The sequence below is a fragment of the Mesorhizobium sp. M0060 genome (genome assembly GCF_040323155.1).
Classification (GTDB): domain Bacteria; phylum Pseudomonadota; class Alphaproteobacteria; order Rhizobiales; family Rhizobiaceae; genus Mesorhizobium.
Window position 1 is genome coordinate 106195 of sequence record NZ_JAMYUP010000001.1, and the last position, 25357, is coordinate 131551.

Sequence of the window (25357 nt, forward strand, 5' to 3'; positions counted from 1 at the left end):
ATCGCCCTGGAGACGTGAACAATGGCCGGAACTTTTGTCATCGCGCAAGGCGGCGGCCCGACCGCCGTCATCAACCAGACTGTGGTGGGTGCTGCGCTCGAAATCCGCAAGCGGCATCCCGGCGCCAAGGTGCTGGGATCCATCCACGGCGTGCGCGGCATTCGTGACGGCAATTACGTCGATCTTTCCGCCATCCCCGAGGACCGTTTGCGGCTGATCGCGGCGACGCCGAGCGCCGCGCTTGGTTCGACGCGCGACAAGCCGGATGCCGCCTACTGCGACCTCATCCTCAACGGCCTGAAGAAAGCCGGTGCCGACGCCTTCATCTATATCGGCGGCAACGACACGTCGGGCACGCAGCAGATCCTGACCGACGCCGCCGGCGGCAAGATCGCCTTCGTGCACGCGCCAAAAACCATCGACAACGATCTCGAGGAGAACGACCATACGCCCGGCTTCATGTCGGCGGCCGAGTTCGTCGCCGGGGCGTTTCTTTCGGTCGATCTCGATTTCCGCGCTTTGCCGGGCATCTATGTCGGCATCGTCATGGGGCGGCATGCCGGTTTCCTGACGGCCGCGTCCGCGGCATGGCAGCTCGATCAGGACAGCGGCCCGCATCTCGTCTACGTGCCGGAGCGGCCGTTCTCGGCGGCCGGCTTCATCGACGACGTGCGCGCCACGCTCGACCGCCACAAGCGCTGCATCGTTGCCGTCTCCGAAGGCGTCAGCACCGCCGACGGCAAGGCGCTGGTCGAAAGCCTGGTGCCGCCGGAAAGGCTGGAGCGCGACCAGCACGGCAACGTCAAGCTGTCGGGCAGCGACCTGCCGGCAGCACTGGAGCACGCGCTCGCCGAAGGATTGCCGGGCAAGCGGGCGCGCGTCGATGCGCTCGGCTACATGCCGCGCGGCTATGTCGGTGCCATCAGCGCGGTGGACGCGCAGGAGGCCTTCGACGCCGGAGCCTTCGCGGTCACGGTGGCCGAAGAGGGCGGCGGTTCGGTGGCGCTGCAATATGACGGCAAGAAAACCGTGCTGAGGAAGGTGCCGCTGAAGGACGTCGCCGGCAAGACGCGCCATATGCCGGATGATTTCATGCTGCCCGATGTCAACCGGCTGTCCGATGCGGGCATGGCCTATCTGAAGCGGCTGGTCCCGCAAAAGTACAAGGTCGGCAAGCCGTTCGTCTGATGCCGGCCTTGACCTGATGGACAACTGGTTCAGCAAAACCATCGTCGACGCCAAGACGACGATGCTGACCGAGCCCTTCGTGCATGATTTCGTGCGTGCCAACATCTGGCATTTGCGCGGCCGCGATGTCGACCTGCTGGTCGACACCGGCATGGGGATCTGCCCGCTGGCGCCGCAGATCGACACGCCGGCCGGCAAGCCGCTGCTCGCCGTCGCCACGCATATCCATCTCGATCATGTCGGTTCGCTGCACGAGTTTCCGTTGCGGGCAGGGCCGCGCCACAGCGCCGCGCAGTTCGACAGCATGGATGAAGCGGTGACCTACGCCTACATGTTCCACGATCTGGAAGGCGCTGTCTCCAAGCTGCCGGCGGAAGGCTGGAAAGCGGCCGATTACAGGATTCCGCCGGCGCCGCTGACCCGGACCCTGGACGAGGGCGATATGGTCGACCTCGGCGACCGGCAGTTCCGCGTGCTGCATCTGCCCGGCCACTCTCCCGATTCGATCGCGCTGTTCGACGAGACTGACGGCCTGTTCTTCGCCGGCGACGCCATCTACGACGCCATGCTGATCGACGACCTGCCGGATTCGGATCGTGCCGCCTACCGCCGGACGATGCAGCGGCTGCTCGAGCTGCCGATCCGCATCGGCCATGGCGGCCATGGACCGAGCTTCGACGGCAGGCGGATGCGCGAGATTGCCACCGCCTATCTCAGCCGGACCGACGGGACAGCGGCATAGCGGCCTCGGCAGTGGCAGTGACGGGGCGGCGCAAATGTGAAGCGATTTGTCTTGGGCAGCTATTTTGTTCTTGCTTTGTGCCGGCAGCTATGCTACTAATTTGGGTATGGTGCTGATTCGCCCCAACGACCCGCCTCCCGAGGCGGGTTTTTGTATTTTCGGGTTTCGGCGGCAACGCCGCAAGGCGGTTGCCAGCCGGAAATCAAATCTTCGTCCAGCCGGAAATTAAATCTTCGTAACCTCATCTGGACACTCCGATCGGCGCCCTAGATGCGGGGCTGTCGATCCGGTCGGCTGCCGTGACAGGCGAGACAGGCAACGCCGACGACCGACGCGCCGATGAATTGTTCCGGTGACGGAACGTTGCGGCGCTCCACCAATCTCTCGCCCGGACAACGGCCATGTCACCAATCCACACCCTTCGCAGACATCGCGTCGCCGCTTTGCTGGGCGCCGCACTGATAGTCAGCCCCTTCGCCCTGTCCTTCGCTCCCAGGCTGAATGATGTCCTGGCGGCAACAGTGACCCCACCTGTCACCGGCATGACGGCGCCCCGCGGCTCGTTCGCTCCGGTCGTGGCGGCCGACAAACCGGCAGTGGTGACCATCACGACGGTCATGAAAGTACAACAGCCGGACATCACGAGCGACGCCTCTCCCTTCGGCGGAAACTCGCCTTTCGACGATTATTTCCGCCGTTTCTTCGGTGACCAGGGACTGCCCGCCCCCAAGACACCGCCGGAACAGGCGCCCCGCACCGAGGCTCTCGGCTCAGGCTTCATCGTCGGCTCCGACGGCATGATCGTCACCAACAATCACGTCGTCGACGGCGCCCAGTCGGTCAAGGTGACGCTCGACGACGGCAGCGAGCTTCCCGCCAAATTGATCGGCCATGACGCCAAGAACGATCTTGCCGTGCTCAAGGTCAACGTCGGCAAGCCCTTGCCGACCGTCAAATGGGGCAGTTCCGACAAACTCATGCCGGGCGATCAGGTGCTCGCCTTCGGCAATCCTTTCGGCCTTGGCACCACGGTCACGGCCGGCATCGTCTCGGCGCGCGGCCGCGACCTGCACAGCGGCCCGTTTGACGACTTCATTCAGATCGACGCGCCGATCAACCGGGCAATTCCGGCGGCCCACTGACGGATGTGAACGGCGATGTCGTCGGCATCAACACCGCGATCTTTTCGCCGAATGGCGGCAGCGTCGGCGTCGGCTTCGCCATCCCCTCCGACCAGGCGCAAAAGGTCGTCGCCAAGCTGATGAAGGGCGGCTCCATCCAGTACGGCTATCTCGGCGTCCAGATTCAGCCGGTGACGCCTGATGTGGCGAGCGCCATCGGCCTCGATCACCCCGCCGGCGTGCTGGTCGCGCAGGTCAGCGACGGATCGCCGGCCGCCAAGGCCGGCCTCGAGACCGGCGATGTCATTACCAGCTTCGCCGGCCAGGAGATAAAGGATCCGAGGGATCTGTCGCGCGCCGTCGCTGACGTTGCGCCTGGCACGAGGGAAGCCCTCAATGTCTGGCGCAAGGGGAAAGGCCTGCAGATCTCCGTCGAGATCGGGCGCAACGAAGACGACACGGCAACGGGATCGGTGACCGGCGATTCAGGTCAGCCGTCGACGGGGCAGGGCCTTCGCGCACCGGCGCTCGGTCTCGGCCTGATGGACGTCACTCCGGATGTGCGCCAGGCAATGAACCTGCCAGAAAACCAGCACGGCGCACTGGTCGAGCGCGTCGACCCGAACAAGGCGGCATCGGCTTCCGGCATCCAGCCCGGCGACATCATCGTCGGCGTCGACCAGACTCCGGTGCGGAGCGCCGGACAGGCAAATCAGGCGATTGTGCAGGCTGCCAAATCCGGCAAGAAATCGGTGCTGCTGCTTGTCGAGCGCGGCGACGCCCAGATGTTTGTCGCCGTCCCCTTCGCCAGTGGTTGAGGCAGGCAGCGCGCCGCCAAGGTCGATGTAGAGTTTTTTGCCGCCAGGCCGGAGCCAAGATTTCAGTTGCCCGCGGGCGCGTCTTCGAGAAAACTGGCAAAGTTCGATTGGACCTTGCGCAAACGGATATTCTCGATGGTTACCCGCGGCTTCTCTTCCGGACGAAAGCCCCCGACGGATACGGATGCACGCATCCCGCCGGGGCAGTATCTCGAGCAAGGGTTCCCGGTCCTGTCGGCCGGCCCGACGCCGCACGTGCGCACCGAGGACTGGTCGTTCACGCTTAAGCACGGGCCGCGGCCGATCAAGAAATGGAACTGGGCCGAGTTCAACGCGCTGCCCTTGACCAAGATGACGCGCGACATCCATTGCGTGACCGCATGGACCAAATTCGACACGGCGTGGCAGGGCGTGCTGGTCGACGACATCCTTGCCGATGCCGGCATTGAGCCGCCGACCGCTTTCACGCTGGCGCTGGGTTTCGACGGCTACACCACTAATGTGCCGACGAAGGATCTCACCGCCGGCAAGGCGATGGTGGCGCTGCTTTACGAGGGCAAGCCGATCACGCCCGACCATGGCGGGCCGGCGCGGCTGCTCGTTCCGCATCTTTATTTCTGGAAATCGGCCAAATGGCTGAACGGATTGCAGTTCACCGAGCGTGACGAGCCGGGTTTCTGGGAGTTGCGAGGCTATCATATCTATGGCGATCCGTGGCGCGAGCAGCGCTACACGAACGATCCATGAGCGATGGACCGGCGGCGCAGTCGCCCTGGCAGACGGTCACCATCACCCGCATCCAAAAGCGCACGCCGCGCGTCACCAGCTTTTTCCTGCAGCCGTCGCGGCCTTTCGCCTATCGTGCCGGACAGCATGTCGACGTCAGGCTGACGGCGCCGGACGGCTATCAGGCGCGCCGCTCCTACTCCATTGCCTCGGCGCCGGAGGGCGGCGAGACCATCGAGCTGGCGATTGAAAAACTCGAGGACGGCGAGGTCTCGCCGTTCTTTCACGAGATCGCGGCGGTGGGCGACGAGGTCGAATTGCGCGGGCCGCTCGGCGGCCATTTCGTCTGGTCCGACAGCGATGGCGGACCGCTCCTGCTGGTTGGCGGCGGGTCGGGCGTGGTGCCGCTGATGGCGATGGTCCGTCACCGGGCGATGCGGAAATCGCTGGTCGCCGCCGCCCTGGTGTTTTCCGCGCGGGTCTGGGACGAGGTGATCTTTCGCGACGAGTTGATCGACCTCGCCGAGCGCCGGGATGGCTTCGATCTGGTGCTGACGCTGACGCGCGAGCCGGCCCGCCGACCGTCGGATTATGCGCGGCGGGTCGACACCGCGATGATGGTGCAAGCCATGACCAGGCTGCCCGCGCCGCCGAAGCTCGCCTTCGTCTGCGGCTCGAACGCATTCGTGACGGCCGCCGCCGAGGCGCTGATCGATGCCGGCGTTCCCGCGGCTCTCATCCGCACCGAACGTTACGGGGTCTGACCCGGTTCTGCTTGCCCGTTGCAGTCTTCGCTGGGCGGCATAAGGCAGGCCAAAGCAGCCGCAACGCCGACGCCGCATTTGGCCGAAATGGTTAACGATTCGACAAACAACCTCGGCTGCGACTTTTATCGGTTTGAAAAATCGAACCGAACGGTTCGTTTCTGTTGACAATGCGTGCAGGACGCTGTGAACGCTGCCTCTCCAAGTCACCTTGCAGCCAGACCGATGCTATGGGCTATCTACTTGATGTTTAGCAATAAAATTGTGGCGAAAGGAATCTCTGGCACAATTTCAAGGTGTAGATTCTTGGTCCACACCAAACAACTTCGTGATTGGAAACTGGCCATTGGCTTTCCCACATCGGGGCTGTCCGAACGACGCGAATTCCTCCCAAGACACGCCGCTAGACGGACCGAAAACTAAGATACTGGAGTACTAAAAAATGAAAAAGATCGCTCTTGCCGCCGTCGCCGTTTTGGCCATCACCGGCAGCGCCTTCGCTGGCAGCGACAACTTTGGTTCCAATAGTGCGAACCAGCCTGCCGCCTCGGTCGACAGCTCGTATACGGCTTCCATTCAGAAGCCGGCTCATGCCGACAAGCAGCCTGTCCAGGGCGCCGACCGTAACCTCTTCGGCAACAACTAACAGCCGATCCCAGCATCAGGGCGGCGGGCATAGCCGCCGCCCGGGATCTGAAAAAAATTCAGGAGTATTGAAATGAAAAAGATCGCTCTTGCTGCCGTCGCCGTTTTGGCCATCACCGGCAGCGCCTTCGCCGGCAGCGACAATTATGGTTCCAACGGAGCCAACCAGCCGGTTGTCTTGGTCGACAGCTCCTACACGGCTTCCGTCAAGAAGTCGGACCAGGCTGAAAAGCAGCCGGTCGTCCAGGGCGCCGACCGCAACCTCTTCGGCAACAACTAACAGCCGATCCCACCACTAAGGCGGGCGGGCATGCCCGCCGCTTGATTCGAAAATCCAGGAGTATCCAAATGAAAAAGATTGTTCTTACTGCCGCCGCTCTTTTGATCGCCGCCGGCAGCGCCTATGCCCGCAACGACAATGTTGGCGGGACCGACATCAACAAGCAGTCGACCGTCAACGTCGACAAGACGCAGACGTCTTCGGTACGTGACAGCAATTCGCCGGTCTACAAGCTGCTGAATTCGTCGGGCGACGTCCCGAAGTCCGCGCCTCAGGGCGCCGACCGCAACCTGTTCGGCCGCTAACAGCCGAGCTGGATTTCCTGAACAAGAGCGGCGGGCCATGCCCGCTGCTCTTGTTTTTTGCGTGCCGAGAAAACGCCCGCTCGGAGCAATTCCAGGAAAAGTGTGAAACGGTTTTCCGTCCGGAATTGCGTCAAAAAAGATAGCGCGGTTCGGCGTTTCCGTGAAACGATGAACCGTTCCAGAGTTCAGGCCGCCTTTGCTTCTGCTTCATGGAGCGCGAAGGAGTGTCCGTCCGCATCGAAGATATGCAGATCACTGGCATCCGCCGTCAGCCGCATCGTCGCCCCGCGCTTGACCCCGACATTGCCCGGCAGCTTGGTCACCAGCGGCAGGTCGGCGCGGCCGATGTCGACATAGACGAGTTGGACTTCGCCGAGCTGCTCGACATAATCGACCGTGCCTTCGAACAAATAGTCGGCCCCGGTGGCGATCATCAGATCCTCCGGCCGCACGCCGAAGCTCACCGCAGCGCCTTTCGCGGAGGCAGGCGTTGCGATCGGCACCGTCGCCTTGCGGCCGCCGACATGGCTGACGACCGTCGGGTTGCCGGTCTTGTCGATCGTCGCCGGCAGGATGTTCATCGCCGGCGAGCCGATGAACTGGGCGACGAACAGATTGCCGGGCCGCTTGTAGAGCTCCATCGGCGTTCCGACCTGTTCGATATGACCTTCCTTCAGCACCACGATGCGGTCGGCCAGCGTCATCGCCTCGACCTGGTCGTGGGTAACGTAGATCATCGTCGTAGCGGGCATCGATTCCTTGAGCTTGGCGATCTCGATGCGGGTGGCGACGCGCAGCGCCGCGTCGAGGTTGGATAGCGGCTCGTCGAACAGGAAGACCTTGGGATTGCGCACGATGGCGCGGCCGATGGCGACGCGCTGGCGCTGGCCGCCCGACATCGCCTTGGGCAGACGGTCGAGATATTTGGTCAGCTGCAGGATCTCGGCCGCCTGGCGCACCCGCTTGTCGATCTCGGCCTTGCTTTCCTTGCCGATCTTCATCGAGAAGGCCATGTTGTCATAGACGGTCATATGCGGGTAGAGCGCATAGGACTGGAACACCATGGCGATGCCGCGCTTCGACGGCGGCACGTCGTTGACGATCTCGCCGTCTATCCTGAGCTCGCCCGAGGTGATCTCCTCGAGCCCGGCGATGCAGCGCAGCAAGGTCGACTTGCCGCAACCCGAGGGACCGACAAAGACAATGAATTCGCCCGACTTTATGTCGAGGTCAATGCCGTGCAGAATGTTGAGATTGCCGTATGATTTCTTCACTTGCCTTAGCCTGACATCGGCCATGGTACCCTCCAGTTCTTCCTTGAATTCAGTCGATACGCCCGAACCAGGCGCCGTAGCCGCCGAGGCGGATAGTGCCGGCGCCAGTCTGTCCCGAAAACCCGTGTCCCGGCAAGGGCTGCAATGAGCGGCCGCCAAGATCGACTTCGGCCGGCTTTGCTCCGAGATTGAAGGCGCAGACGATCTGCTCGTTGCCTTCGCGGCGCGTGAAGGCGACGGTGTCGCCCTCGCTTTCGATGAACTCGATATCGCCCTTGGTCAACGCCGGATGGGCGCGGCGGAAAGCCAGGAAGCGCCGGTAGTGCTCGAGCAGCGAGCCGTCGTCGCCCTGCTGCACGTTGACCGCTTGCGCTAGATGCTTGCTGGGCACCGGCAGCCAGGGCTTTGCCGTCGAGAAGCCGCCATTGCGAGCGGCGCCGTCCCAAACCATCGGCGTACGGCAGCCGTCGCGGCCCTTGAATTCCGGCCAGAAACGGATGCCGTATGGGTCCTGCAGATCCTCGAAGCTGAGTTCGGCCTCGCTGAGCCCGAGCTCCTCGCCCTGATAGATGCAGACCGAGCCGCGCAACGACATCAGCAGCGCCGAGATGACCTTGAGATAGGCGGTCGGGTCGGGCTCGTTGGCCGCCCAGCGCGAGGCAGGTCGCATCACGTCATGGTTGGAAAAGGCCCAGCACGACCAGCCGTCGCTGGCCACCTTGCCGAAGGTTTCCAGCACCGAGCGCACCTTTGCCGCGCTGATCTTCTCCGGCGCCAGGAAGTCGAAGGAATAGCACATATGCACGCGCTTGCCGCCGGCCGTATAGGCCGCCACCACTTCCAGCCCACGCTGCGAATCGCCGACTTCGCCAACCGCGGCCGTCGCCGGATATTCGTCGAGCAGGGCGCGGAAGCGTTCGAGGAAGCCGAGGTTTTCAGGCCGGCTCTTGTCATAGAGATGGTCCTGGTAGTTGTAGGGGTTGACGGCCGGCGCCGTCTGGTCGTTGCGCTGCTCAGGCGGCAGCGGCGGATTGTCTTCCAGGCCTTGGCTGTGGAAATAGAAATTGATGGTATCGAGGCGAAAGCCATCGACGCCGCGCTCCAGCCAGAAGCGGGTGACGTCGAGCAGCGCGTCCTGTACCGCGCGGCTATGGAAGTTGAGGTCGGGCTGCTCGGCCAGGAAATTATGCAGATAATATTGCTGGCGGCTGGTGTCCCACTGCCAGGCCGAGCCGCCGAAGATCGACAGCCAGTTGTTGGGTGGCGTGCCGTCCGGCTTGGCATCCGCCCAGACATACCAGTCCGCCTTTGGATTGCTCCGGTTCGAACGGCTTTCCTTGAACCACGGATGGATGTCGGCGGTGTGCGACAGCACCTCGTCGATCATCACCTTGAGGCCAAGCCGGTGCGCCTCGGCGGTCAGCGCGTCGAAGTCGGCCAGCGTGCCGAACATCGGATCGACGTCGCAATAATCCGACACGTCGTAGCCGAAATCCTTCATCGGCGATTTGAAGAATGGCGAGATCCAGATGGCGTCGACACCGAGCGAGGCGATGTAGGGCAGCCGGCCGATGATGCCTCTGAGGTCGCCGATGCCGTCGCCGTTCGAATCCTGATAGCTGCGCGGGTAGATCTGATAGATCACGGCACCTCGCCACCAGTCGCGATCGATAGCGAGATCGGGCTTCGGGGTCGCCTTCAAAGCGGATTGCATGATCTCAACCTCCTTTCACCGAGCCGGCAAGCAGCCCGCGGACGAAATAGCGTTGCAGCGAGAAGAACACGATCAGCGGCACGATGATGGTGACGAAGGCCGAAGTCGTCAGGATCTCCCAGTCGCCGCCGCGCGAACCGAGCAACGCATTGAGCTTGGCGGTCAGCACGATTTGGTCGCCCTCGGTACCAAGGAAAACCATCGCCACCAGCAGATCGTTCCACACCCAGAGAAACTGGAAGATGGCGAACGAGGCCAGCACCGGGAACGACAATGGCAGCACGATCTTGACGAAGATCTCGAAATCGCTGGCGCCGTCGATGCGCGCCGATTCCATGATCTCGCGTGGCAGGCCGGCAATATAGCTCCTCAGGAGATAGATGGCGAAGGGCAGGCCGAAGCCGGTATGCGCCAGCCAGATGCCGAGATAGGTCTTCGACGGCACGCCGAAGAAACTGCCGACGCCGTTATAGAGCTTCAACAGGGGGATCAGCGACATTTGCAGTGGCACGACCAGGAGGCCGATGATGACGGCGATGAGCAGGGCCCGGCCGGGAAAGCGCATCCAGGCCAGCGCGTAGGCGGCGAACGCGGCGATCAGGATCGGGATGACGGTCGCCGGAATGGTGACGGTCAGCGAATTCATGAAGGAGCGGCCGATGCCTTCCGAAAACAGCACTGTGTCGTAATTGTCGGTGGTGAATTTCGGCGGCGCCGACGAGGCGTAATACACGCGCTGGCCACGTTCGCTTTCGAAGGCCTTCGGCGAGGTCATGACGAAACTGCCGTCGGCATTGAGCTGCAGGGTCACGCCGTCGCCGAGATCGGCTGTCGTGCCGGCGGGATATTGCGTCGGCGCTGCCGACTTGACGCCGAAGGCGCTGATGTTGCGGGCAGGACCATCGCCGAAGATATTGCCTTGCAGGACGAACTTGCCGACCTTCTCGACCTGCGCCGAGGCGGGCGGCAGCCGGCCGGCTTCCGTCTGGCTGGAACTGGTGAACGAGTTCCACCAGCCCGAAGCGATGATCTGATCCTTGTCGCGCAGCGACGAGACCAGAATGCCGAGCGTCGGGATCGTCCAGATCGCAACGAAGATGAAGACGGCGATATGGACGCCGAAACGGCTGACAAAGGACTTTCCGGTCGACACGGCCATCTCAATGCCCTTCCGTCTCTTTGTTCGCCTGGCGGATGTTCCAGACCATGATCGGAATGACCGCTATCATGATGATGATGGCGATGGTGGCGCCGCGGCCGAAATCGCCGCCGCCGCGGAACATCCAGTCGAACATCAGATTGGCCAGCACCTGACTGTTCCACTGGCCGTTGGTCATGGTCAGCACGATGTCGAAAACCTTCAGCACCAGGATGGTGATGGTGGTCCAGACGACGGCGATGGTGCCCCAGATCTGCGGCACCATGATCTTCCAGAAGATCTGGAAAGGGTTGGCGCCGTCGATGACGGCGGCTTCCAGCGTTTCTTCCGGAATGCCGCGCAAGGCCGACGACAGGATGACCATGGCAAAGCCGGTCTGGATCCAGATCAGGATGACCATCAGGAAGAAATTGTTCCAGAACGGCAGCGATATCCAGACCTGCGGCTGGCCGCCAAAATACTGGATGATGGCGTTGAGCAGGCCGATCTGCGTCTGGCCGTCGCCGCGATACTCGTAGATGAATTTCCAGATGACGCTGGCGCCGACGAAGGAGATGGCCAGCGGCAGGAAGATCAGGCTCTTGGCGATGGTGCCCCACCAGATCTTGTCGGTGAGCACGGCGATGATCAGCCCGAGGAAGGTGCAGGCGGCCGGCACCACCGCCAGCCAGATGATATTGTTGAGGATCGAGTTGCGGAACTCGCGGTCGCCGAACGCCCATTGATAGTTGGCCAAGCCGACGAAATGGGCGCCGCCGCGATCGAGGAACGACAGCCTCAGCGTCTCCACCACCGGGTAGATCAGGTAGATGGTGAGGATAATCATCGCCGGGCCGACGAACAGCCAGGGCCGGATCACCCCCTGCCGGCGCAGATTGTTGATCGCCGCCTTGCCGGAAACGCCGCGCGCCGGAAAGATCGTGTCGAGTGCCTTGTTGGCGCCCCAGAAATAGGCGACGCAGCCGCCCACGCCGATGATGATGACGAATATCGCCGAAAAAATCTGAGCCGCCATGGGTCCCTCGCCCTGCGCACGGATCCGCCAGTCGAGAATGGCTTTGGCGACGGGATCATGCGCCGATTCAGTTGTCTGGAGCGCGACCAGCCGAAAAGCAGGTCACTGGGCGCGCGTCATGCCGGAATGCGTTGTGCTCACGACAATCGACGCGACGCCAAGCACCGGGTAGGATCCGGGCCGTTTGAGGCCCGGATCGCATCGGATCGGGAACTCAAGCCGGCCGCTTACTTGATCGCGTCCCAGCTTTTCTGGATGTCGGTGGCGACGTCCTGGGCGGACTTGCCGCCGACCAGGTCGATCATGCCGGTCCAGAAGGCGCCGGCGCCGATCTTGCCCGGCATCAGGTCGGACCCATCGAAGCGGAAGGTCGAGGCGTTGGCCAGGATCTCGCCCTGCTTCTTCAGCGCGTCGCTGGCATAGGCGTCCTTGTTGACCGACTTGAACGGCGTCACGAAGCCGCCCTGTGCCATCCAGATCTCATGAGCGAGCGGCAGCTTCAGGAATTCGATGAACGCGCGGGCACTCTTGCTGTCTTTAGTGATCATGGCGAGCGTGCCGGCGCCGAGCACCGGAGTGCCGAGCTCGGGCTTGGAAGCGTAAGGCGGGAAGTAGAAGAAGTCGGCATCCTCGCCGATCTTGGTGCCTTGCGGGAAGAAGGTCGGGATGAACGATGCCTGGTGGTGCAGATAGCATTTCGGTGGCACCGAGAAGAGGCCCTTCGGGCTGTCGCGGAAATCGGTCGCCGCAACCGCCTTGGCGCCGCCCTCGACCATCTTGTCGTCGGTCGCGATCTTGCCGAAAATGTCGATGGCGTTGACCACCGCCGGATCGTTGAACGGAATTTCGTTCTTCACCCATTTGTCGTAGGTCTCGGGCGTCTGGGTGCGCAGCATGATGTCTTCGACCCAGTCGGTCGCCGGCCAGCCGGTGGCGCCGCCCGAACCAAGCCCGATGCACCATGGCGTGCCGCCGTCGGCGATGATCTTCTTTTCGAGCTCGGCAAGCTCTTCCTGCGTCTTGGGCACCTTGTAGCCGGCTTCTTCGAAATTGTCCGGCGAGTACCAGACCAGCGATTTCACGTCGGCCTTGTAGGGAAAGGCGAAGAAGCCGGGCTTGCCGTCCTTGTCCTTGAAGGTGCCGAGGTCGACCCAGGATTGGCCGGCGCCGTAATTGTCCTTGACCCAGTTGGCCGTGTCGTCGCCGAGTGGCGTCAAAAGGCCCTTCGACGCCAGATCCTGGATCAGGCCCGGCTGCGGCAGCACGGCGATGTTGGGCGGGCTGCCGGCTTGCGTGTCGATGACGATCTGCTGTTCGTAATTCTCCGACGAGGAGTACTTGATCTCGGCGCCGGTGGCTTCGGAGAAGTAATCGAGAACGGTGCGGATAAGCCCTTCGTCCTCGCCGCGCCACGGTCCGAAGATCGTCAGCGTCTCGCCCTTGAGGTCGACTTTCTTGAGCTCTTCGTAGTTCGCCCAGTTGAAACGGGGATCTTCGCCCGGCTTGAACTTCAATTCGGCTTGCGCCGGCATGGCCAGGGCAAGCGTGGCAAACGCAGCACCCAGCAGAAGCATTTTCTTCATCGGTATTCCCTCCCAGTGGTGACAAACACCGAACGAAACCTCCATTCCGTCCGCCGGCGCTGCAGGACTGTGACTCAGTCGGAAAGGAACCGCAACCTTTCGTAGAGTCTTCCAAAGCGCTTTGGTGATTTTGATCTCGCCACTGAATTGGTCGGGAGTCAAGAGGAGGCCGGGCTAATCGATTTAATTTTGCGCCGAGAAGCGGCGAAAGTGCGCTGCAGCACAGTATTATGGCGGTGCAGCAGCAAATTCGGCTTCAAACTGGCCCGAGCGATGCATATGGTCATCGCGCTCGGCGACGCGGTTCGTAGTGGCCACATCGATTCAGATTAAAAGCGCTTTGGGGTTTGGAGGCCTCCGGTGAACCTCAAGCAGCTCTCCCACATGCTGGCGCTTTCACAGACCACGGTCAGCCGCGCATTGAACGGCTACCCGGAGGTCAACGAGGAAACGCGCCGGCGGGTGGTCGATGCCGCCAAGCGCCAGGGCTATCGCCCCAACCCGAGCGCCCGCCGGCTGGCAACCGGCAAGACCGGCATGATCGGCTATGTGCTGCCGACGGGAACGACCGTCGATATCGACCCGCATTTCGTCGAGTTCCTGTCCGGCCTCGGCGACTATGCGCGTTCGCACGAGCTCGACCTGGTGCTGTCACCGGCCGATGCCGACGACCAGGAGACGACTTACCGCCGCATTGTCGCCAACCGGCAGGTCGACGCGGTCTATATCTCCTCGCCGAGGCCGGCCGACCGGCGCGTGGCGCTGGTCAATACGCTCGGCATTCCCTTCATCGTCCACGGCCGCAGCGAAGGCTTCGATTTCGATTATCCCTTCACCGACATCGACAATGAGGGCGCCTTCCACGAGGCGGCGCGGCTGCTCGTCCAGCTCGGTCACAGGCGGCTGGCACTGATCAATGGTGACGATCGCGAGACCTTCGCCATCCATCGTGAGCGCGGCGTGCGGCGCGCGCTTGCGGCAAGCGGCTTGATGCTTAGCGAACAGCATGTCTGTTCCCTCACCATGACCGAGGAGAACGGCTACCGCGCTGCCAGGCGCTTGCTGGAACAAAGCGACGCGCCGACGGCGATCGCCTGCTCCAGCCTGATCATGGCGCTCGGCGTGGTGCGCGCGGTGCGCGATCTCGGCCTGACCATTCCAGGCGACCTGTCGCTGATCGCCCATGACGACGTCTTCCCGTGGCTGAAGCCGGAAAATTTTTCGGTGCCGCTGTCGACGACGCGTTCGTCGATCCGCCTGGCCGGCGCGCGCATCGCCGAACGGCTGGCGGCGCGGATTTCCGGATTGGAGGAGGGCGCCCGCGGCGAGGTCTGGCCGGTCGATCTGGTGGTCAGGGGATCGGTGGCCGGCGCACCGGCCTAGGGGCACGACTCGATCACTCTGAATGGCGGCTGTTAGCCAGCGTTGGCGGTTGCTGTGCGTCCTGGTCTCAGGCCGCGGATTTGAGGTGATCGATGAAGGCGCGCAGCTTCGGCAGGACCTGGCGCTTGCCAGGATGATAGAGGAAGACGCCCGGCGTCGTGGTGGCGACGCCGTCCAGCACCGACTTGAGTTTTCCTTCGGCTATCGGACCTTCGGCGAGGGGTCGCGGCGTCTGCGCCAGCCCAACGCCCCGCATCGCAGCCCCGACCAACGTCGAATAGTCGTGCGCGATCAGCGGGCCTGAGACGATCGCTTCGATCGCGCCGTTGCCGTCGATGAAAGACCAGGGCGCGATGGCGCCATTCGAGCGGCGCAAGCGTAAGCAGGCGTGGTGGCGCAAGTCGTCGACACGCTCGGGACGGCCGTGGCGCTCGAGATAGTCAGGGCTGCCGACGACCACGAACGAGAACGGCGGAGTCAGCCGCACCGCGACCATGTCGGCGGCAATGAGCTGGCCGAGGCGGATACCGGCATCGAACCCGCCGGTCGCCAGATCGACCATCTGGTCGCTCACGGCGATCTCCAGTTCGATCTCAGGATAGGCTTGGCAGAACGACGCGATCACCGGCTCCAACATCAACGGCACGATAGCGCGGGGTACAGACAGGCGCAGCAGACCGGTCGGCCGTTGGCCGATATCGCGCGCGGCCTCGCCGGCCGCGACGAGCTCTTCGAAAGCAGGGCCGGCACGGTCGAGGAACCGCTGACCAGGCTCGGTTAAACCAACGCTCCGCGTCGTGCGGACGAACAGCGCCGTGCCCATGCGAGCTTCCAGGGCGCGCACCGCTTGGCTCACTGCGGACGGCGTCACGCCGAGATCCGCGGCGGCACGGCGGAAGTTGCGGCGCCTGGCGACAGCCAGGAACGCCTCGACGCCCTCCAGCGCACCATGTCGGACTGTGTAGTTCTGCTTCATAGGGTATTGTGATTACACCGGATAGCCGAATTGCGGTAGCGGGCTTAGGGGGTAATCGGCTGAAGCTCGGAGACATCTTGCAATGACGGATGGACTTGATGGCGTGCGCGACCACCATCGCGCCACTGGCCTGACCAAGCGGCTGCCGGGGCCGCGACCTTCGCCAAATCTCGGCGCGGGACCGGACTTCGCGCGGCTTTCCGCCGACCTGGGACGGAATCTCATGAACGACCGGCTCGGCGTCCCGAGCGCGGTGTTCGAGGCCGCGTGAACCAACGTTGAGAGGAGGCCAAATGTCCACGGAAATGGTGTTCCAAACCCATCTCGTTCTCGGCTATGTCGCGTGGCTGCTTTGCTTCGGCGCATATGGTTTGCCGTGGCTCAGGTCGATGGACCGGGTCGCAGCGCAGCGCGCTATCGCTACGCTGCACAGCTTCCGCTTCTTTGGGCTCGTCTTCCTCCTTCCGGGCGTCGTAAGCCCCAATCTGCCCGCCGACTTCGCCGTGTTTGCCGCCGATGGCGACTTCGCGACAGGGGTGCTGGCCATGCTGGCGCTGCTCACGGTGAGGATACGCCGGCTCTTCTGGCTGTTCGTCGTCGCCTTCAATGTCGTAGGGACGGTCGACCTCATCGTCGACTATTACCATGCCGTCCAGATCGGCCTTCCTGCACACGCCGGCGAACTGGGCGCCACCTACGCGATCCCGATCATCTACGTACCGCTGCTGATGATCACGCACATCGTCGCATTCTATTTTCTGGTGCGTCCTCGGCAAAACGCGACTTGAGCCGTCACGGACTATTCCTTCGCCGCCTCGGCCGCCTTGGTGTCCAGCAGGCCAAAGCCGAAATCATCGTCCCGCCCCTTGGGACCGAGATCCCTTGCGGTGGCGGCAAGTGCTTTCTCGACCCAGTCGGCCGAACGGTCGGGTGCGGCATGAAACAGGTTGGCGACGGCACCGGTCACGATCGCCGCTGCAAAGGAAGTCCCGGTCACCACATCCGAGCCGGCGCCGCTTGGCGCTACCATCTCGACGCCGGGAGCGGAGATGAAGACGTAGGCGCCGCGATTGGCCTGCGGCATCAGCCCGTCCTTCGCATCGGTGGCCGTCACCGCGATCACACCGTCGAAGGCGGCCGGATAACCATAGGGCGCCCTCGGCCCATTATTGCCGGCGGCCGCGACCAGTACGATACCGAGCGCCCGGGCATTGTGGCAGGCAATGCCGAGCAGATCGTTCTTCGGGCCGACGAAGCTCATATTGATGATGCGGACGTCCTGGTCCGCCGCCCAGTCGAGCGCCGAAAGGATGACGTCCATGGTCGACTTGCCGCCCTCGAAGGCGCGGGCGTGATAGATCCTGGCGCCGGGCGCCATGCCTTTGAACGCGCCGGTGCCGGCGATCAATCCATCGACCGAAGTGCCGTGGTCGCGCGCCTTGATCGGCACGTCGGGCATGGCATCGAACTGCTTGGCAATGACGCCGAAGAGCGCTGGATTGCTGTCGTCGATGCCGGTATCGATGACGCCAACGCGGACGTTGTCGCCGCTGGCCTCGTTGGCGTCGAGCGCGATGCGCTCGAACGCATAATTGACGATGCTGGCCGCCTGCTGCAGCGAATAGACATGGTTGGCCTCACGCCGCAAAGTGCGGCCGTCGGCGGCAAGCTGCGCCAGCACGACCCCGACCGGGCGGCCATCGGGAATGCCGAAGCGCACCAGCGTGTTGCCGAGCAGCCGCGACTGCCGCTGCGAGCGTATCTCGAGGCCGAACGAAGCGGCGATCTGCTGGACCGCGCCGGCATCGCCATTGATCGTGACCAGCACCTCGTCAGGCACGAAATCGCCGATCACCGCGCGCGGCGGCTCGGTTGCGACAAGATCGGTCGGCGCTACGACCGGACCGCCCGGCGCGGCCACCTGTACTGCTGGCGCATCGGCGGGTGGAGCGGACGGCGGGGCTGCGGTATTGCCAGGATTGGGTATCGGCGCCTCGGCGACTACGGCAGGATTGGGGAACAAGTCGACGATCAGCGCGGGAAGAAACACGGCACTCGCCGTGGAAGCTTTAGCCGGCGTTTTGCCGCCATCCTTCACGCCGCCGCCATCCTTGGCGCAGTCGGCGCCGGCCGCACTTGCCCGGTTCAGGCAGTCGATCTCCGCCTGGGTGAGGTTCGGGTCGTTGGTCTGCGCCATTGCGGACGCGGCGAAGATTGTCATCACCGCCGTCAATCGAATGACCGCCTTAGCCGCCATCAGCCGGTTTCCTTCCCTCCAGGGCAGCTTCAGTGAAAGGCTGGGCGGCAATAAGGCCGAGCAGTTTTTGATAGTCCGCGGCGGTCTTGGCCGGAACGCCGAGGCGGAAGACGCCGTCGGCGGTAGGCCCGCCGGCGATCTTCAACTGGTTCTGGTCGAGAAAAGCGACGATGTCGGACAGCTTCGCATCCGGTTTGAACTTCACCAGCGCAAACGGCATTTTGGCCAGATCGTCTTCCGATCCGGCAATCTCGAAGTCGTCACTCTTGTTGCCTGTCTGCACAAAGGATTGCACCACGACCAGAGCCAGCAGCACTGCGGCCGCGGCCCAGGCGACGCCGACCGGCACCGCCATGAGGCGGCTCCAGGCTTGCGCCAGCCAGGACGATGCCGGAGGCGCGCGGGCCGGACCGGCCTCGGCGTCGAGCGCCTTGGCAAAGCGGCTGAGCGCATCGGCCGGCGGGCGGATTGCCTCGTTGGCGGCAGCGGTGCCGGAGAATTCGGCCTCGGCCTCGCCAAGTGCGGCCATCGCCGCCGGATCGCTCGCCAGCCATTCCTCGATGACTTCGAGCTCGGCGCCCTCCAGCGAGCCGTTCAGATAAAACGGCAGCAGCATTTCCATTTCGTCGCGGCGCGACATTTTTTCAGCGGCACTCATGGCCATCCCCTGTCGTAACCAGCGGCCTTGAGGGCTTCGCCGAGTTTCTTGCGGGCGTAGAACATCCTGGTCTTGACCGTGGCGACCGGGATGCCGAGCACCTCGCCGATCTCGCTCACCGACTGCCCGTGATAATAGGCAAGGTCGATCACCGTGCGGTGTTCTTCCGGCATGGCATCGATGAAGCGCCGCAAGGCAGCGGCCTTGTCTTCCTTCATCGTCACGACTTCCGGCGTGTCGGCGCCGTCGGCGACCTGGGCCGCGTCATCGTCGTCGATCCAGTCTTCCTTCTTCTTGCGCAGCAGGGACAGCGCCTTGAAGCGGGCAATGCCGAGCAGCCATGTCGAGACCTCCGAGCGCCCCTCGAAGGCCGGCGCCTGCCGCCAGAGTTCGAGGAACACCTCGTTCGCGATATCGTCGGCCATCAGTTCCGATCCCGTCTGGCGTGCCACGAAGCGGTAGACCCGCGCGTGGTGGCGCATGAACAGGAGCCGCACGGCGGCACGGTCGCCGTTCGCGACTCGCTCGACAAGCGCGCGATCGGTCTCTGCGGCAGTCATCGCCGGTCGAGCCGCCTGGCTCCTGCCTGCTCTGTCGCTGATCGGCCCAAAAAGGTTCACCGCATCCGCCCGAGGACTTTTGCGGAGGCTAGCCGAAGAGCGGGAGCGTGGCCAGAGGGAGCGCTTTCCCTTCTCCCTTGGGAGAAGCGAGCTGCCGGATCAACTGAGAAACGGCTTTGCCTTCATCGTCGCCGGCGCTGGCACGCCGAGGCGCCTCAGCACCGTCGGGGCGAGCTGCAGCTGATCGAGCAGCGTGTTGGCTTCCGGACCCTCGCCGGATCCGAAGTAATAAAGTGCGAAATCCTGCATCTCCTCGTCATGGCCGCCATGATGGCCGCGATTGGTCTGCCCATGATCGGCGGTGACGATCACCTCGTAGCCGGCGTCCCGCCAGCGCGGCAGGAAGCCGGCGAGCATGGCGTCCACTGCATAGACGGCATGATCCATCTCGTGACAGTCGTGGCCGAAGCGGTGGCCCATCGAGTCCAGCGTGCAGCTGTGCAGGATGCCGTAGTCGATGCCGTGGCGCCGGGTCAGCATGGTCAACGTCGCGAACAGGTCGACGTCGCTCGGCGTCATCTGGTTCCTGGCATTGTAGCCGGTCATGGTGTGAAACCGGCCATGGCTGATCGGCCCGCCCGGCTCGTCGAACTCCATGTCCTCGACCAAGTCGAACGGATAGACCCGGAAGAATTCGGACCAGTAGGAGTGGGTGACCGCACCAGTTTTGCCGCCGGCCTTGGTGACTTCGGAAAAGATGTCCGGTTGTTCGACGCGAAACCGGTTCTCGTTTGACAGGATACCGTGCACTTGAGGCGGCACGCCGGTGTGGATCGAGGCATAGCAGCAGGCCGAGGTCGACGGCAGCACGGAGCGCATCTTCCACACGCGTGCTTCGCCTGATTGCACCCAGCCTTCGAGATTGCCCATCAGCCGTCGCCAGTTCCGGTAAGGCACGCCGTCAAGGATGATGAGCAATAGTTTTGTCTTGAGCGCCACGGGCGGCTCCATGCGATTCAATCGAAAAAGTCAGAGCGTGCGTCTGGGGCCTGCCGTTCAATCCAGGCCAGGACCTGATCGTAGGCGCAACGGCCGGCCCGCTAGTTCCCCGCGCTTGCCATGCGCCGTCCCTTGATCGCCTTTTCCAGCCAGCCGATCTCCATTTCGGGCACCGACGACAGCAAAAGATCGGTGTAGGCATCGAAGGGCGGCGCCAGCACCTTGCTCTTGGCACCGTAGCGCACCACTTCGCCGCGATACATCACCGCGATGGAATCGGCGATCGACTTCACCGTTGCGAGATCATGGGTGATGAAGAGATAGGCGACATTCTCCTCCTTCTGCAGCTCGAGCAGCAGCTCCAGTATGCCGTGGGCCACCAGTGGATCGAGCGCCGAGGTCACCTCGTCGCAGATGATCAGCTTCGGCTTGGCGGCGAGCGAACGGGCGATGCAGACGCGCTGCTTCTGGCCGCCGGAAAGCTCGGCCGGGTAGCGGTCGACAAAACCCTTGCCCATCTCGATCTTGTCGAGCAGTTCTGCGACGCGGGCGTCCCGCTGCCTTCCACGCAGACCGAAATAGAATTCGAGCGGCCGGCCGATAATGGTGCCGACCGTCTGGCGCGGGTTCATCGCCACATCGGCCATCTGATAGATCATCTGCAGCTGACGAAGATCCTCTTTCGGCCGGTCGGCGAGCCGGTTGGCGAGCGGACGCCCGTCGAAGGTGACTGTTCCCTGTTCGGGCGGCAACAGGCCGGTGACGGCGCGCGCCAGTGTCGACTTGCCGGAGCCGGACTCGCCGACCACCGCCAGCGTCTGGCCCGGGAAAATGTCGACCGAAACGTTCTTCAGCACCTTGATGTGGCTGCGGCCATAAGCGGCGGTGATATTCTTGACCGACAGGAACGGCGTCGCGCCTGGCTTCTGCTCCTGGTGTTCGATCTGATGCACCGAGACCAGCGCGTTGGTGTATTCCTGGCGCGGCTCCTTGATGATTTGGCGGGTGCCGCCCCATTCGACCAGCCGCCCGTGGCGCAACACCATGATCTCGTCCGAGACCTGGGCGACGACGGCAAGGTCGTGGGTGATGTAGAGCGCCGCCACATGCGTATCGCGGATGGCGTCCTTGATTGCCGCCAAGACGTCGATCTGCGTCGTCACGTCGAGTGCCGTGGTCGGCTCGTCGAAGACGATCAGATCGGGCTCCGAGCACAGCGCCATTGCCGTCATCACGCGCTGCAGCTGGCCGCCCGACACCTGGTGCGGAAAGCGTTCGCCGATACTTTCGAGATTCGGCAGGCTGAGCTTCTTGAACAGCGCGACGGCGCGCTTTTCGGCTTCGGCCCGCGTCGCGATGCCGTGCAGCAGTGCTGCCTCGACCACCTGGTCCATCAGCCTGTGCGCCGGGTTGAAGGCAGCTGCCGCCGATTGCGCGACATAGCAGACCTCGCGGCCGCGCAATTTGCGGAATCCCTCCTTGCCGCTCTTCAGGATGTCGCGGCCATTGAGGATGACCTCGCCGCCGGTGATGCGCACGCCGCCACGGCCATAGCCCATCGACGACAGGCCGATGGTCGACTTGCCGGCGCCGGACTCGCCGATCAGGCCGAGCACCTTGCCCTTTTCGAGCGTCAGCGAGACATCGTGCACCAGCACGATGTTCTTCGGCGCCTCACCCGGCGGGTACACCGTGGCCTCGATACGTAGATTGCGGATATCGAGCAGCACGGACTTCGGTCGCTGGTCAGCCATTACCCGCGTCCTCCCTTCAGGCTTGTCGTGCGGTTGAGCACCCAGTCGGCGACAAGATTGACGGAAATCGCCAGCGCGGCGATCGCCGCCGCCGGGATCAGTGCCGCCGCAATTCCGAAGACGATACCGTCCTTGTTTTCCTTGACCATGCCGCCCCAGTCGGCGTCCGGCGGTTGCACGCCGAGGCCGAGGAAGGACAAGGTCGACAAGAACAGCACGGCATAGATGAAGCGCAGGCCGAGTTCAGAAACCAGCGGCGACAGCGCATTGGGCAGGATCTCGCGGAAGATGATCCAGCCGCTGCCTTCGCCGCGCAATTTGGCCGCCTCGACATAATCCATGACGTTAATGTCGACCGCCACCGCCCGCGACAGGCGGTAGACGCGGGTCGAGTCGAGAATGCCCATCACCAGGATCAGCGTCACCAAATTGGTTGGCAGCACCGAGAGCACGACGAGGCCCATGATCAGCGTCGGGATCGACATCAGGAGATCGACGAGGCGCGACAGCAGCGTGTCGAACCAGCCGCCGAACACCGCGGCAGAGAAGCCGAGGATAGCGCCGAGCGAGAACGACAATGCGGTGGCCAGCACTGCGATGAACAGGGTGATACGGGCGCCGTAAATCATGCGTGACAACAGATCGCGGCCCAGATTGTCGGTGCCCAGCCAATGTGTGGCCGACATCGGCTCCCACACGTCGCCAACGATCTCACCATTGCCGTGCGGTGCAATCCAGGGCGCAAAGATCGCCGCCAGCACGAACAATGCGGTCAGCACCAGTCCGATCAGCGCCGGGATGGGGATGCGTTTTATGACGAGCATACCCGCCCCCTCATTTCGGATGTCTGAGGCGCGGATTGGCGACGATCGCCGCTATGTCCGCAATGATGTTCAGGCTAATGTAAACGGCGGCAAAGATCAGCCCCACCGCCTGCACCACCGGCACGTCGCGCTTGGTGACGTGGTCGACGAGATACTGCCCCATGCCCGGATAGACGAAGATCACTTCGACCACGACGACGCCGACGATGAGGTAAGCGAGATTGAGCATCACGACGTTGATGATGGGCGCGATCGCATTGGGGAAGGCATGCCTGCGGATGACCGCGAAGGCCGAAAGCCCCTTGAGCTCCGCCGTTTCGACATAGGCCGACTGCATGACGTTGAGGATCGCGGCGCGTGTCATGCGCATCATGTGGGCGAGCACCACCAGCGTCAGTGCCGCCGCCGGCAGAGCGATCGCCTGCATGCGCTCGAGGAAAGGCATCCCGTCAAAGACGGTCGAGATGCCCGGGAAGATCTGCCACTTCACGGCGAAGAAATAGACGAGCACATAGCCGATGAAGAATTCCGGAAAGGATGTCGAGGCGAGCGCCAGCCCAGAGATCAGCTTGTCGACCCAGCCATTGCGGTAGCGCACCGCGATGAGCCCGAGGATGATCGCCAGCGGCACCGCGATGATCGCCGCCCAGAAGGCGAGGAACAGCGTGTTCCACAGCCGCCCCTTGATCGAGGTCGCAATATCCTGCCCGCTCGACATCGCGGTGCCAAGATTGCCAGTGAGCACGCCGCCGAGCCAGCGAAAATACCTGATATAGGCCGGGTCGTTGAGGCCGAGCTGCTCGCGCAGATTGGCGAGCGACTCCGGCGTCGCCGACTGTCCGAGGATCGCTTGCGCAACGTCGCCGGGCAGGATCTGGGTGCCGGCGAAGATGAGGACCGAAACGGCCAATAGCAGGACGATGCCCAGCGCAATGCGCTGGGCCACCAGTTTCACGATGGGTGAGGACATATCCGCAAGGCCGGGCTCAGGCTTCGAGCCAGCACTTTGCCAGAGCGTATCCGTTCATCAGCTCCTGATGCGGATCGTCCACCCAGCCGGCAACCTTGGCGCCCGTCGCGTCGATGAACTGGTTGAACATCGGCAGGATCAGGCCGCCTTCGTCGCGCACCATGACAGCCATGTCGTGGTACATTGCCTTGCGCTTGGCTTCGTCGAGTTCGGCGCGGGCAGCCAGCACCATCTTGTCGAAATCCGGACGCTTGAAACGCGTGTCGTTCCAGTCCGCCGTCGACAGGTAGGCGGTCGAGTACATCTGGTCCTGGGTCGAGCGACCGCCCCAGTAAGAAGCGCAGAAGGGCTGTTTGTTCCAGACTTCCGACCAATAGCCGTCGCCCGGTTCGCGCTTGATCTCCAGCTTGATGCCGGCCTTGGCCGCGCTCTGCTGGAACAGCTGTGCGGCGTCGACAGCGCCGGGGAAGGCGACATCCGATGTCCGGAGCAGAACGGCACCATCATGGCCCGACTTCTTGTAATGGAACTTAGCCTTGTCGGGATCGTATTTGCGCTGCTCGATCTCGGTGAAGAGCGGATACGCCGAATTGATCGGGAAGTCGTTGCCGAGCGAGCCATAGCCTCTGAGTATCTTGTCGAGCATCTCCTCGCGGTCGATCGCCAGCTTCAGCGCCATCCGCAAATCATTGTTGTCGAACGGGGCCGTGTTGCAATGCATGATGAAGACGTAGTGGCCGGGTCCGGCGTGGTTGCGGATGGTGACGCCGGGCAGACGCTTGATCAGATCGACGATCTTCGGCTCGACTCGATTGATCATGTTGACCTGGCCGCCCTGCAGGGCCGCCGTGCGCGCGCTGGCGTCGTTGATGACGATGATCTCTATCTGGTCGGCATGGCCCATCTTGTCGCCCTGCCAGTAATTGGCGAAGCGCTCGCCGCCATGGCGCACGCCGGGCTCGTTGGTGGTGACCTTGTAAGGACCGGCCGAGATGCCGGCATCCGCCTTGTCCTTGCCGCCATTCGGCTGGACGATCAGATGGTAGTCGCTGAGCAGATAGGGAAGGTCGGCGTTCGGCTCCTTCAGCGTCAGCACGACTTCCTTGCCGCTGGCCTTGATGCTCTCGATGCCCTTCATGTAACCGAGCGCGCCGGATTTCGACTTCTCGTCCGAATGGCGTTCGAGCGTGGCGGCCACGTCCTCTGCGGTCACCGTCTTGCCGTTGTGGAACTCGACGCTATCGCGGATCTTCAGCGTCCAGGTCTTGGCGTCGTCCGACGAGCCGATCTCCTCGGCAATACGGTTCTCGAGCTTGCCTTCGGGAGACAGCTCGACGATCAGTTCGCCCCACATCTTGCCGAAGGCGAACGGCACCTGCGTCATGAACAGGGCCGGATCGAGGCTGTTGGTGGACTCGCCGCCAACCAGGCCGGCCTTGAGCGTGCCGCCCTTGACCGGACCCGCCGCGCGTGCTGCGCCGGAAAGCAGCGAATTGGCGAAGGTTGCCGTGACGCCGAGCGCTGCCGCCCGGCCGAGAAAATCACGACGGCTCAGTTTGCCGGACGCAACGCGCCGGCTCAGATATTCCAGTTCGTTAGACATGTTGAGTTCCTCACTCTGTTGGTCCGACCTTATGGTCGT

At 63.3% G+C, this 25357-nt stretch carries 24 protein-coding genes and 1 pseudogene; 11 read left to right on the forward strand and 14 right to left on the reverse strand.

Going from position 1 to position 25357, the window contains the following annotated elements; all coding sequences use genetic code 11:
• Window positions 1-21 precede the first annotated feature (21 nt).
• The 8 genes and pseudogenes from NKJ94_RS00560 to NKJ94_RS00595 all read left to right on the forward strand — a co-directional run bounded on the left by NKJ94_RS00560 (window position 22) and on the right by NKJ94_RS00595 (window position 6589).
• On the forward strand, window positions 22-1188 hold the full coding sequence (locus NKJ94_RS00560) for a diphosphate--fructose-6-phosphate 1-phosphotransferase (protein WP_352522463.1): 1167 nt from the start codon (window positions 22-24) through the stop codon (window positions 1186-1188).
• A 16-nt stretch (window positions 1189-1204) separates the two neighbouring features.
• On the forward strand, window positions 1205-1930 hold the full coding sequence (locus NKJ94_RS00565) for an MBL fold metallo-hydrolase (protein WP_352522464.1): 726 nt from the start codon (window positions 1205-1207) through the stop codon (window positions 1928-1930).
• Window positions 1931-2331: 401 nt separating this feature from the next.
• Window positions 2332-3869, forward strand: a pseudogene (locus tag NKJ94_RS00570) (DegQ family serine endoprotease).
• 135 nt (window positions 3870-4004) lie between these two features.
• Window positions 4005-4616 carry a molybdopterin-dependent oxidoreductase gene (locus tag NKJ94_RS00575; RefSeq protein ID WP_352522465.1) on the forward strand — a complete coding sequence of 204 codons (612 nt, stop codon included), beginning with the start codon at window positions 4005-4007 and terminating at the stop codon, window positions 4614-4616.
• Window positions 4613-5359: an FAD-binding oxidoreductase gene (locus tag NKJ94_RS00580; RefSeq protein WP_352522466.1), complete on the forward strand. Its 747-nt coding sequence runs from the start codon at window positions 4613-4615 to the stop codon at window positions 5357-5359. Before NKJ94_RS00575 ends, NKJ94_RS00580 begins: the two co-directional genes overlap by 4 nt.
• Before the next feature lie 442 nt (window positions 5360-5801).
• A complete protein-coding gene (locus NKJ94_RS00585; protein WP_352522467.1) occupies window positions 5802-6005 on the forward strand; it encodes a DUF680 domain-containing protein in 204 nt (67 codons plus the stop codon).
• A gap of 72 nt (window positions 6006-6077) precedes the next feature.
• Entirely contained in the window at window positions 6078-6284 is a 207-nt protein-coding gene (locus tag NKJ94_RS00590) for a DUF680 domain-containing protein (protein ID WP_352522468.1), read from the forward strand.
• A 68-nt stretch (window positions 6285-6352) separates the two neighbouring features.
• A complete protein-coding gene (locus NKJ94_RS00595; protein ID WP_352522469.1) occupies window positions 6353-6589 on the forward strand; it encodes a DUF680 domain-containing protein in 237 nt (78 codons plus the stop codon).
• 185 nt (window positions 6590-6774) lie between these two features.
• Here NKJ94_RS00595 and NKJ94_RS00600 read toward each other — a convergent pair whose 3' ends face one another.
• The 5 genes from NKJ94_RS00600 to NKJ94_RS00620 form a co-directional block, all read right to left on the reverse strand.
• Window positions 6775-7887, reverse strand: coding sequence for an ABC transporter ATP-binding protein (locus NKJ94_RS00600; protein ID WP_352522470.1), 1113 nt, complete (start codon window positions 7885-7887; stop codon window positions 6775-6777).
• Between the two features lie 25 nt (window positions 7888-7912).
• On the reverse strand, window positions 7913-9577 hold the full coding sequence (gene bglA / locus NKJ94_RS00605) for a beta-galactosidase BglA (protein ID WP_352522471.1): 1665 nt from the start codon (window positions 9575-9577) through the stop codon (window positions 7913-7915).
• Window positions 9578-9581: 4 nt separating this feature from the next.
• Window positions 9582-10736 (reverse strand): carbohydrate ABC transporter permease, encoded by a 1155-nt coding sequence (locus NKJ94_RS00610; RefSeq protein WP_352522472.1) that lies wholly within the window; start codon window positions 10734-10736, stop codon window positions 9582-9584.
• A gap of 1 nt (window position 10737) precedes the next feature.
• Window positions 10738-11751 (reverse strand): carbohydrate ABC transporter permease, encoded by a 1014-nt coding sequence (locus NKJ94_RS00615; RefSeq protein WP_023680221.1) that lies wholly within the window; start codon window positions 11749-11751, stop codon window positions 10738-10740.
• 227 nt (window positions 11752-11978) lie between these two features.
• Window positions 11979-13334: an ABC transporter substrate-binding protein gene (locus NKJ94_RS00620; protein WP_352522473.1), complete on the reverse strand. Its 1356-nt coding sequence runs from the start codon at window positions 13332-13334 to the stop codon at window positions 11979-11981.
• Window positions 13335-13694: 360 nt separating this feature from the next.
• Between NKJ94_RS00620 and NKJ94_RS00625 the strand changes: the two genes are divergently transcribed.
• Window positions 13695-14717, forward strand: coding sequence for a substrate-binding domain-containing protein (locus NKJ94_RS00625; protein WP_352522474.1), 1023 nt, complete (start codon window positions 13695-13697; stop codon window positions 14715-14717).
• A gap of 67 nt (window positions 14718-14784) precedes the next feature.
• Here the strand turns inward: NKJ94_RS00625 and NKJ94_RS00630 are convergent, their stop codons facing one another.
• Window positions 14785-15693 carry a LysR family transcriptional regulator gene (locus NKJ94_RS00630; protein WP_352522475.1) on the reverse strand — a complete coding sequence of 303 codons (909 nt, stop codon included), beginning with the start codon at window positions 15691-15693 and terminating at the stop codon, window positions 14785-14787.
• Window positions 15694-15775: 82 nt separating this feature from the next.
• Between NKJ94_RS00630 and NKJ94_RS00635 the strand changes: the two genes are divergently transcribed.
• Together NKJ94_RS00635 and NKJ94_RS00640 are read left to right on the forward strand one after the other, a co-directional pair.
• Window positions 15776-15964 carry a hypothetical protein gene (locus tag NKJ94_RS00635; protein WP_352522476.1) on the forward strand — a complete coding sequence of 63 codons (189 nt, stop codon included), beginning with the start codon at window positions 15776-15778 and terminating at the stop codon, window positions 15962-15964.
• Window positions 15965-15986: 22 nt separating this feature from the next.
• Window positions 15987-16481, forward strand: a complete 495-nt coding sequence (locus NKJ94_RS00640; RefSeq protein ID WP_352522477.1) for a DUF8737 domain-containing protein — start codon at window positions 15987-15989, stop codon at window positions 16479-16481.
• Between the two features lie 11 nt (window positions 16482-16492).
• Here NKJ94_RS00640 and NKJ94_RS00645 read toward each other — a convergent pair whose 3' ends face one another.
• From NKJ94_RS00645 to NKJ94_RS00680, 8 genes are all read right to left on the reverse strand, one after another.
• Entirely contained in the window at window positions 16493-17950 is a 1458-nt protein-coding gene (locus NKJ94_RS00645) for a S8 family serine peptidase (protein ID WP_352522478.1), read from the reverse strand.
• A complete protein-coding gene (locus NKJ94_RS00650) occupies window positions 17940-18608 on the reverse strand; it encodes an anti-sigma factor (RefSeq protein WP_352522479.1) in 669 nt (222 codons plus the stop codon). Before NKJ94_RS00650 ends, NKJ94_RS00645 begins: the two co-directional genes overlap by 11 nt.
• Window positions 18605-19168, reverse strand: coding sequence for a sigma-70 family RNA polymerase sigma factor (locus tag NKJ94_RS00655; RefSeq protein ID WP_352522480.1), 564 nt, complete (start codon window positions 19166-19168; stop codon window positions 18605-18607). Before NKJ94_RS00655 ends, NKJ94_RS00650 begins: the two co-directional genes overlap by 4 nt.
• Window positions 19169-19327: 159 nt before the next feature.
• Window positions 19328-20167, reverse strand: coding sequence for an alkaline phosphatase family protein (locus tag NKJ94_RS00660; RefSeq protein WP_352522481.1), 840 nt, complete (start codon window positions 20165-20167; stop codon window positions 19328-19330).
• Window positions 20168-20268: 101 nt separating this feature from the next.
• Complete coding sequence (locus NKJ94_RS00665) at window positions 20269-21921, reverse strand: ABC transporter ATP-binding protein (protein WP_352522482.1); 1653 nt, start codon at window positions 21919-21921, stop codon at window positions 20269-20271.
• Window positions 21921-22745: an ABC transporter permease gene (locus NKJ94_RS00670; protein ID WP_352522483.1), complete on the reverse strand. Its 825-nt coding sequence runs from the start codon at window positions 22743-22745 to the stop codon at window positions 21921-21923. The genes NKJ94_RS00665 and NKJ94_RS00670 overlap by 1 nt, the downstream gene beginning before the upstream one ends.
• 10 nt (window positions 22746-22755) lie before the next feature.
• Window positions 22756-23715 (reverse strand): ABC transporter permease, encoded by a 960-nt coding sequence (locus NKJ94_RS00675; RefSeq protein ID WP_352522484.1) that lies wholly within the window; start codon window positions 23713-23715, stop codon window positions 22756-22758.
• 16 nt (window positions 23716-23731) lie between these two features.
• A complete protein-coding gene (locus NKJ94_RS00680; protein WP_352522485.1) occupies window positions 23732-25318 on the reverse strand; it encodes an ABC transporter substrate-binding protein in 1587 nt (528 codons plus the stop codon).
• Window positions 25319-25357: the final 39 nt, after the last annotated feature.

Bases quoted from the DNA above. Each gene is read 5' to 3' on its own strand.
- NKJ94_RS00675 (WP_352522484.1), bottom strand. From the start codon at position 23,715: ATGTCCTCACCCATCGTGAAACTGGTGGCCCAGCGCATTGCGCTGGGC.
- NKJ94_RS00665 (WP_352522482.1), bottom strand. From the start codon at position 21,921: ATGGCTGACCAGCGACCGAAGTCCGTGCTGCTCGATATCCGCAATCTA.
- NKJ94_RS00650 (WP_352522479.1), bottom strand. From the start codon at position 18,608: ATGAGTGCCGCTGAAAAAATGTCGCGCCGCGACGAAATGGAAATGCTG.
- NKJ94_RS00615 (WP_023680221.1), bottom strand. From the start codon at position 11,751: ATGGCGGCTCAGATTTTTTCGGCGATATTCGTCATCATCATCGGCGTG.
- NKJ94_RS00635 (WP_352522476.1), top strand. From the start codon at position 15,776: ATGACGGATGGACTTGATGGCGTGCGCGACCACCATCGCGCCACTGGC.
- NKJ94_RS00585 (WP_352522467.1), top strand. From the start codon at position 5,802: ATGAAAAAGATCGCTCTTGCCGCCGTCGCCGTTTTGGCCATCACCGGC.
- NKJ94_RS00575 (WP_352522465.1), top strand. From the start codon at position 4,005: ATGGTTACCCGCGGCTTCTCTTCCGGACGAAAGCCCCCGACGGATACG.
- NKJ94_RS00610 (WP_352522472.1), bottom strand. From the start codon at position 10,736: ATGGCCGTGTCGACCGGAAAGTCCTTTGTCAGCCGTTTCGGCGTCCAT.
- NKJ94_RS00590 (WP_352522468.1), top strand. From the start codon at position 6,078: ATGAAAAAGATCGCTCTTGCTGCCGTCGCCGTTTTGGCCATCACCGGC.
- NKJ94_RS00565 (WP_352522464.1), top strand. From the start codon at position 1,205: ATGGACAACTGGTTCAGCAAAACCATCGTCGACGCCAAGACGACGATG.
- NKJ94_RS00600 (WP_352522470.1), bottom strand. From the start codon at position 7,887: ATGGCCGATGTCAGGCTAAGGCAAGTGAAGAAATCATACGGCAATCTC.
- NKJ94_RS00680 (WP_352522485.1), bottom strand. From the start codon at position 25,318: ATGTCTAACGAACTGGAATATCTGAGCCGGCGCGTTGCGTCCGGCAAA.
- NKJ94_RS00580 (WP_352522466.1), top strand. From the start codon at position 4,613: ATGAGCGATGGACCGGCGGCGCAGTCGCCCTGGCAGACGGTCACCATC.
- NKJ94_RS00560 (WP_352522463.1), top strand. From the start codon at position 22: ATGGCCGGAACTTTTGTCATCGCGCAAGGCGGCGGCCCGACCGCCGTC.
- NKJ94_RS00630 (WP_352522475.1), bottom strand. From the start codon at position 15,693: ATGAAGCAGAACTACACAGTCCGACATGGTGCGCTGGAGGGCGTCGAG.
- NKJ94_RS00655 (WP_352522480.1), bottom strand. From the start codon at position 19,168: ATGACTGCCGCAGAGACCGATCGCGCGCTTGTCGAGCGAGTCGCGAAC.
- NKJ94_RS00620 (WP_352522473.1), bottom strand. From the start codon at position 13,334: ATGAAGAAAATGCTTCTGCTGGGTGCTGCGTTTGCCACGCTTGCCCTG.
- NKJ94_RS00670 (WP_352522483.1), bottom strand. From the start codon at position 22,745: ATGCTCGTCATAAAACGCATCCCCATCCCGGCGCTGATCGGACTGGTG.
- NKJ94_RS00640 (WP_352522477.1), top strand. From the start codon at position 15,987: ATGTCCACGGAAATGGTGTTCCAAACCCATCTCGTTCTCGGCTATGTC.
- NKJ94_RS00645 (WP_352522478.1), bottom strand. From the start codon at position 17,950: ATGGCGGCTAAGGCGGTCATTCGATTGACGGCGGTGATGACAATCTTC.
- bglA (WP_352522471.1), bottom strand. From the start codon at position 9,577: ATGCAATCCGCTTTGAAGGCGACCCCGAAGCCCGATCTCGCTATCGAT.
- NKJ94_RS00595 (WP_352522469.1), top strand. From the start codon at position 6,353: ATGAAAAAGATTGTTCTTACTGCCGCCGCTCTTTTGATCGCCGCCGGC.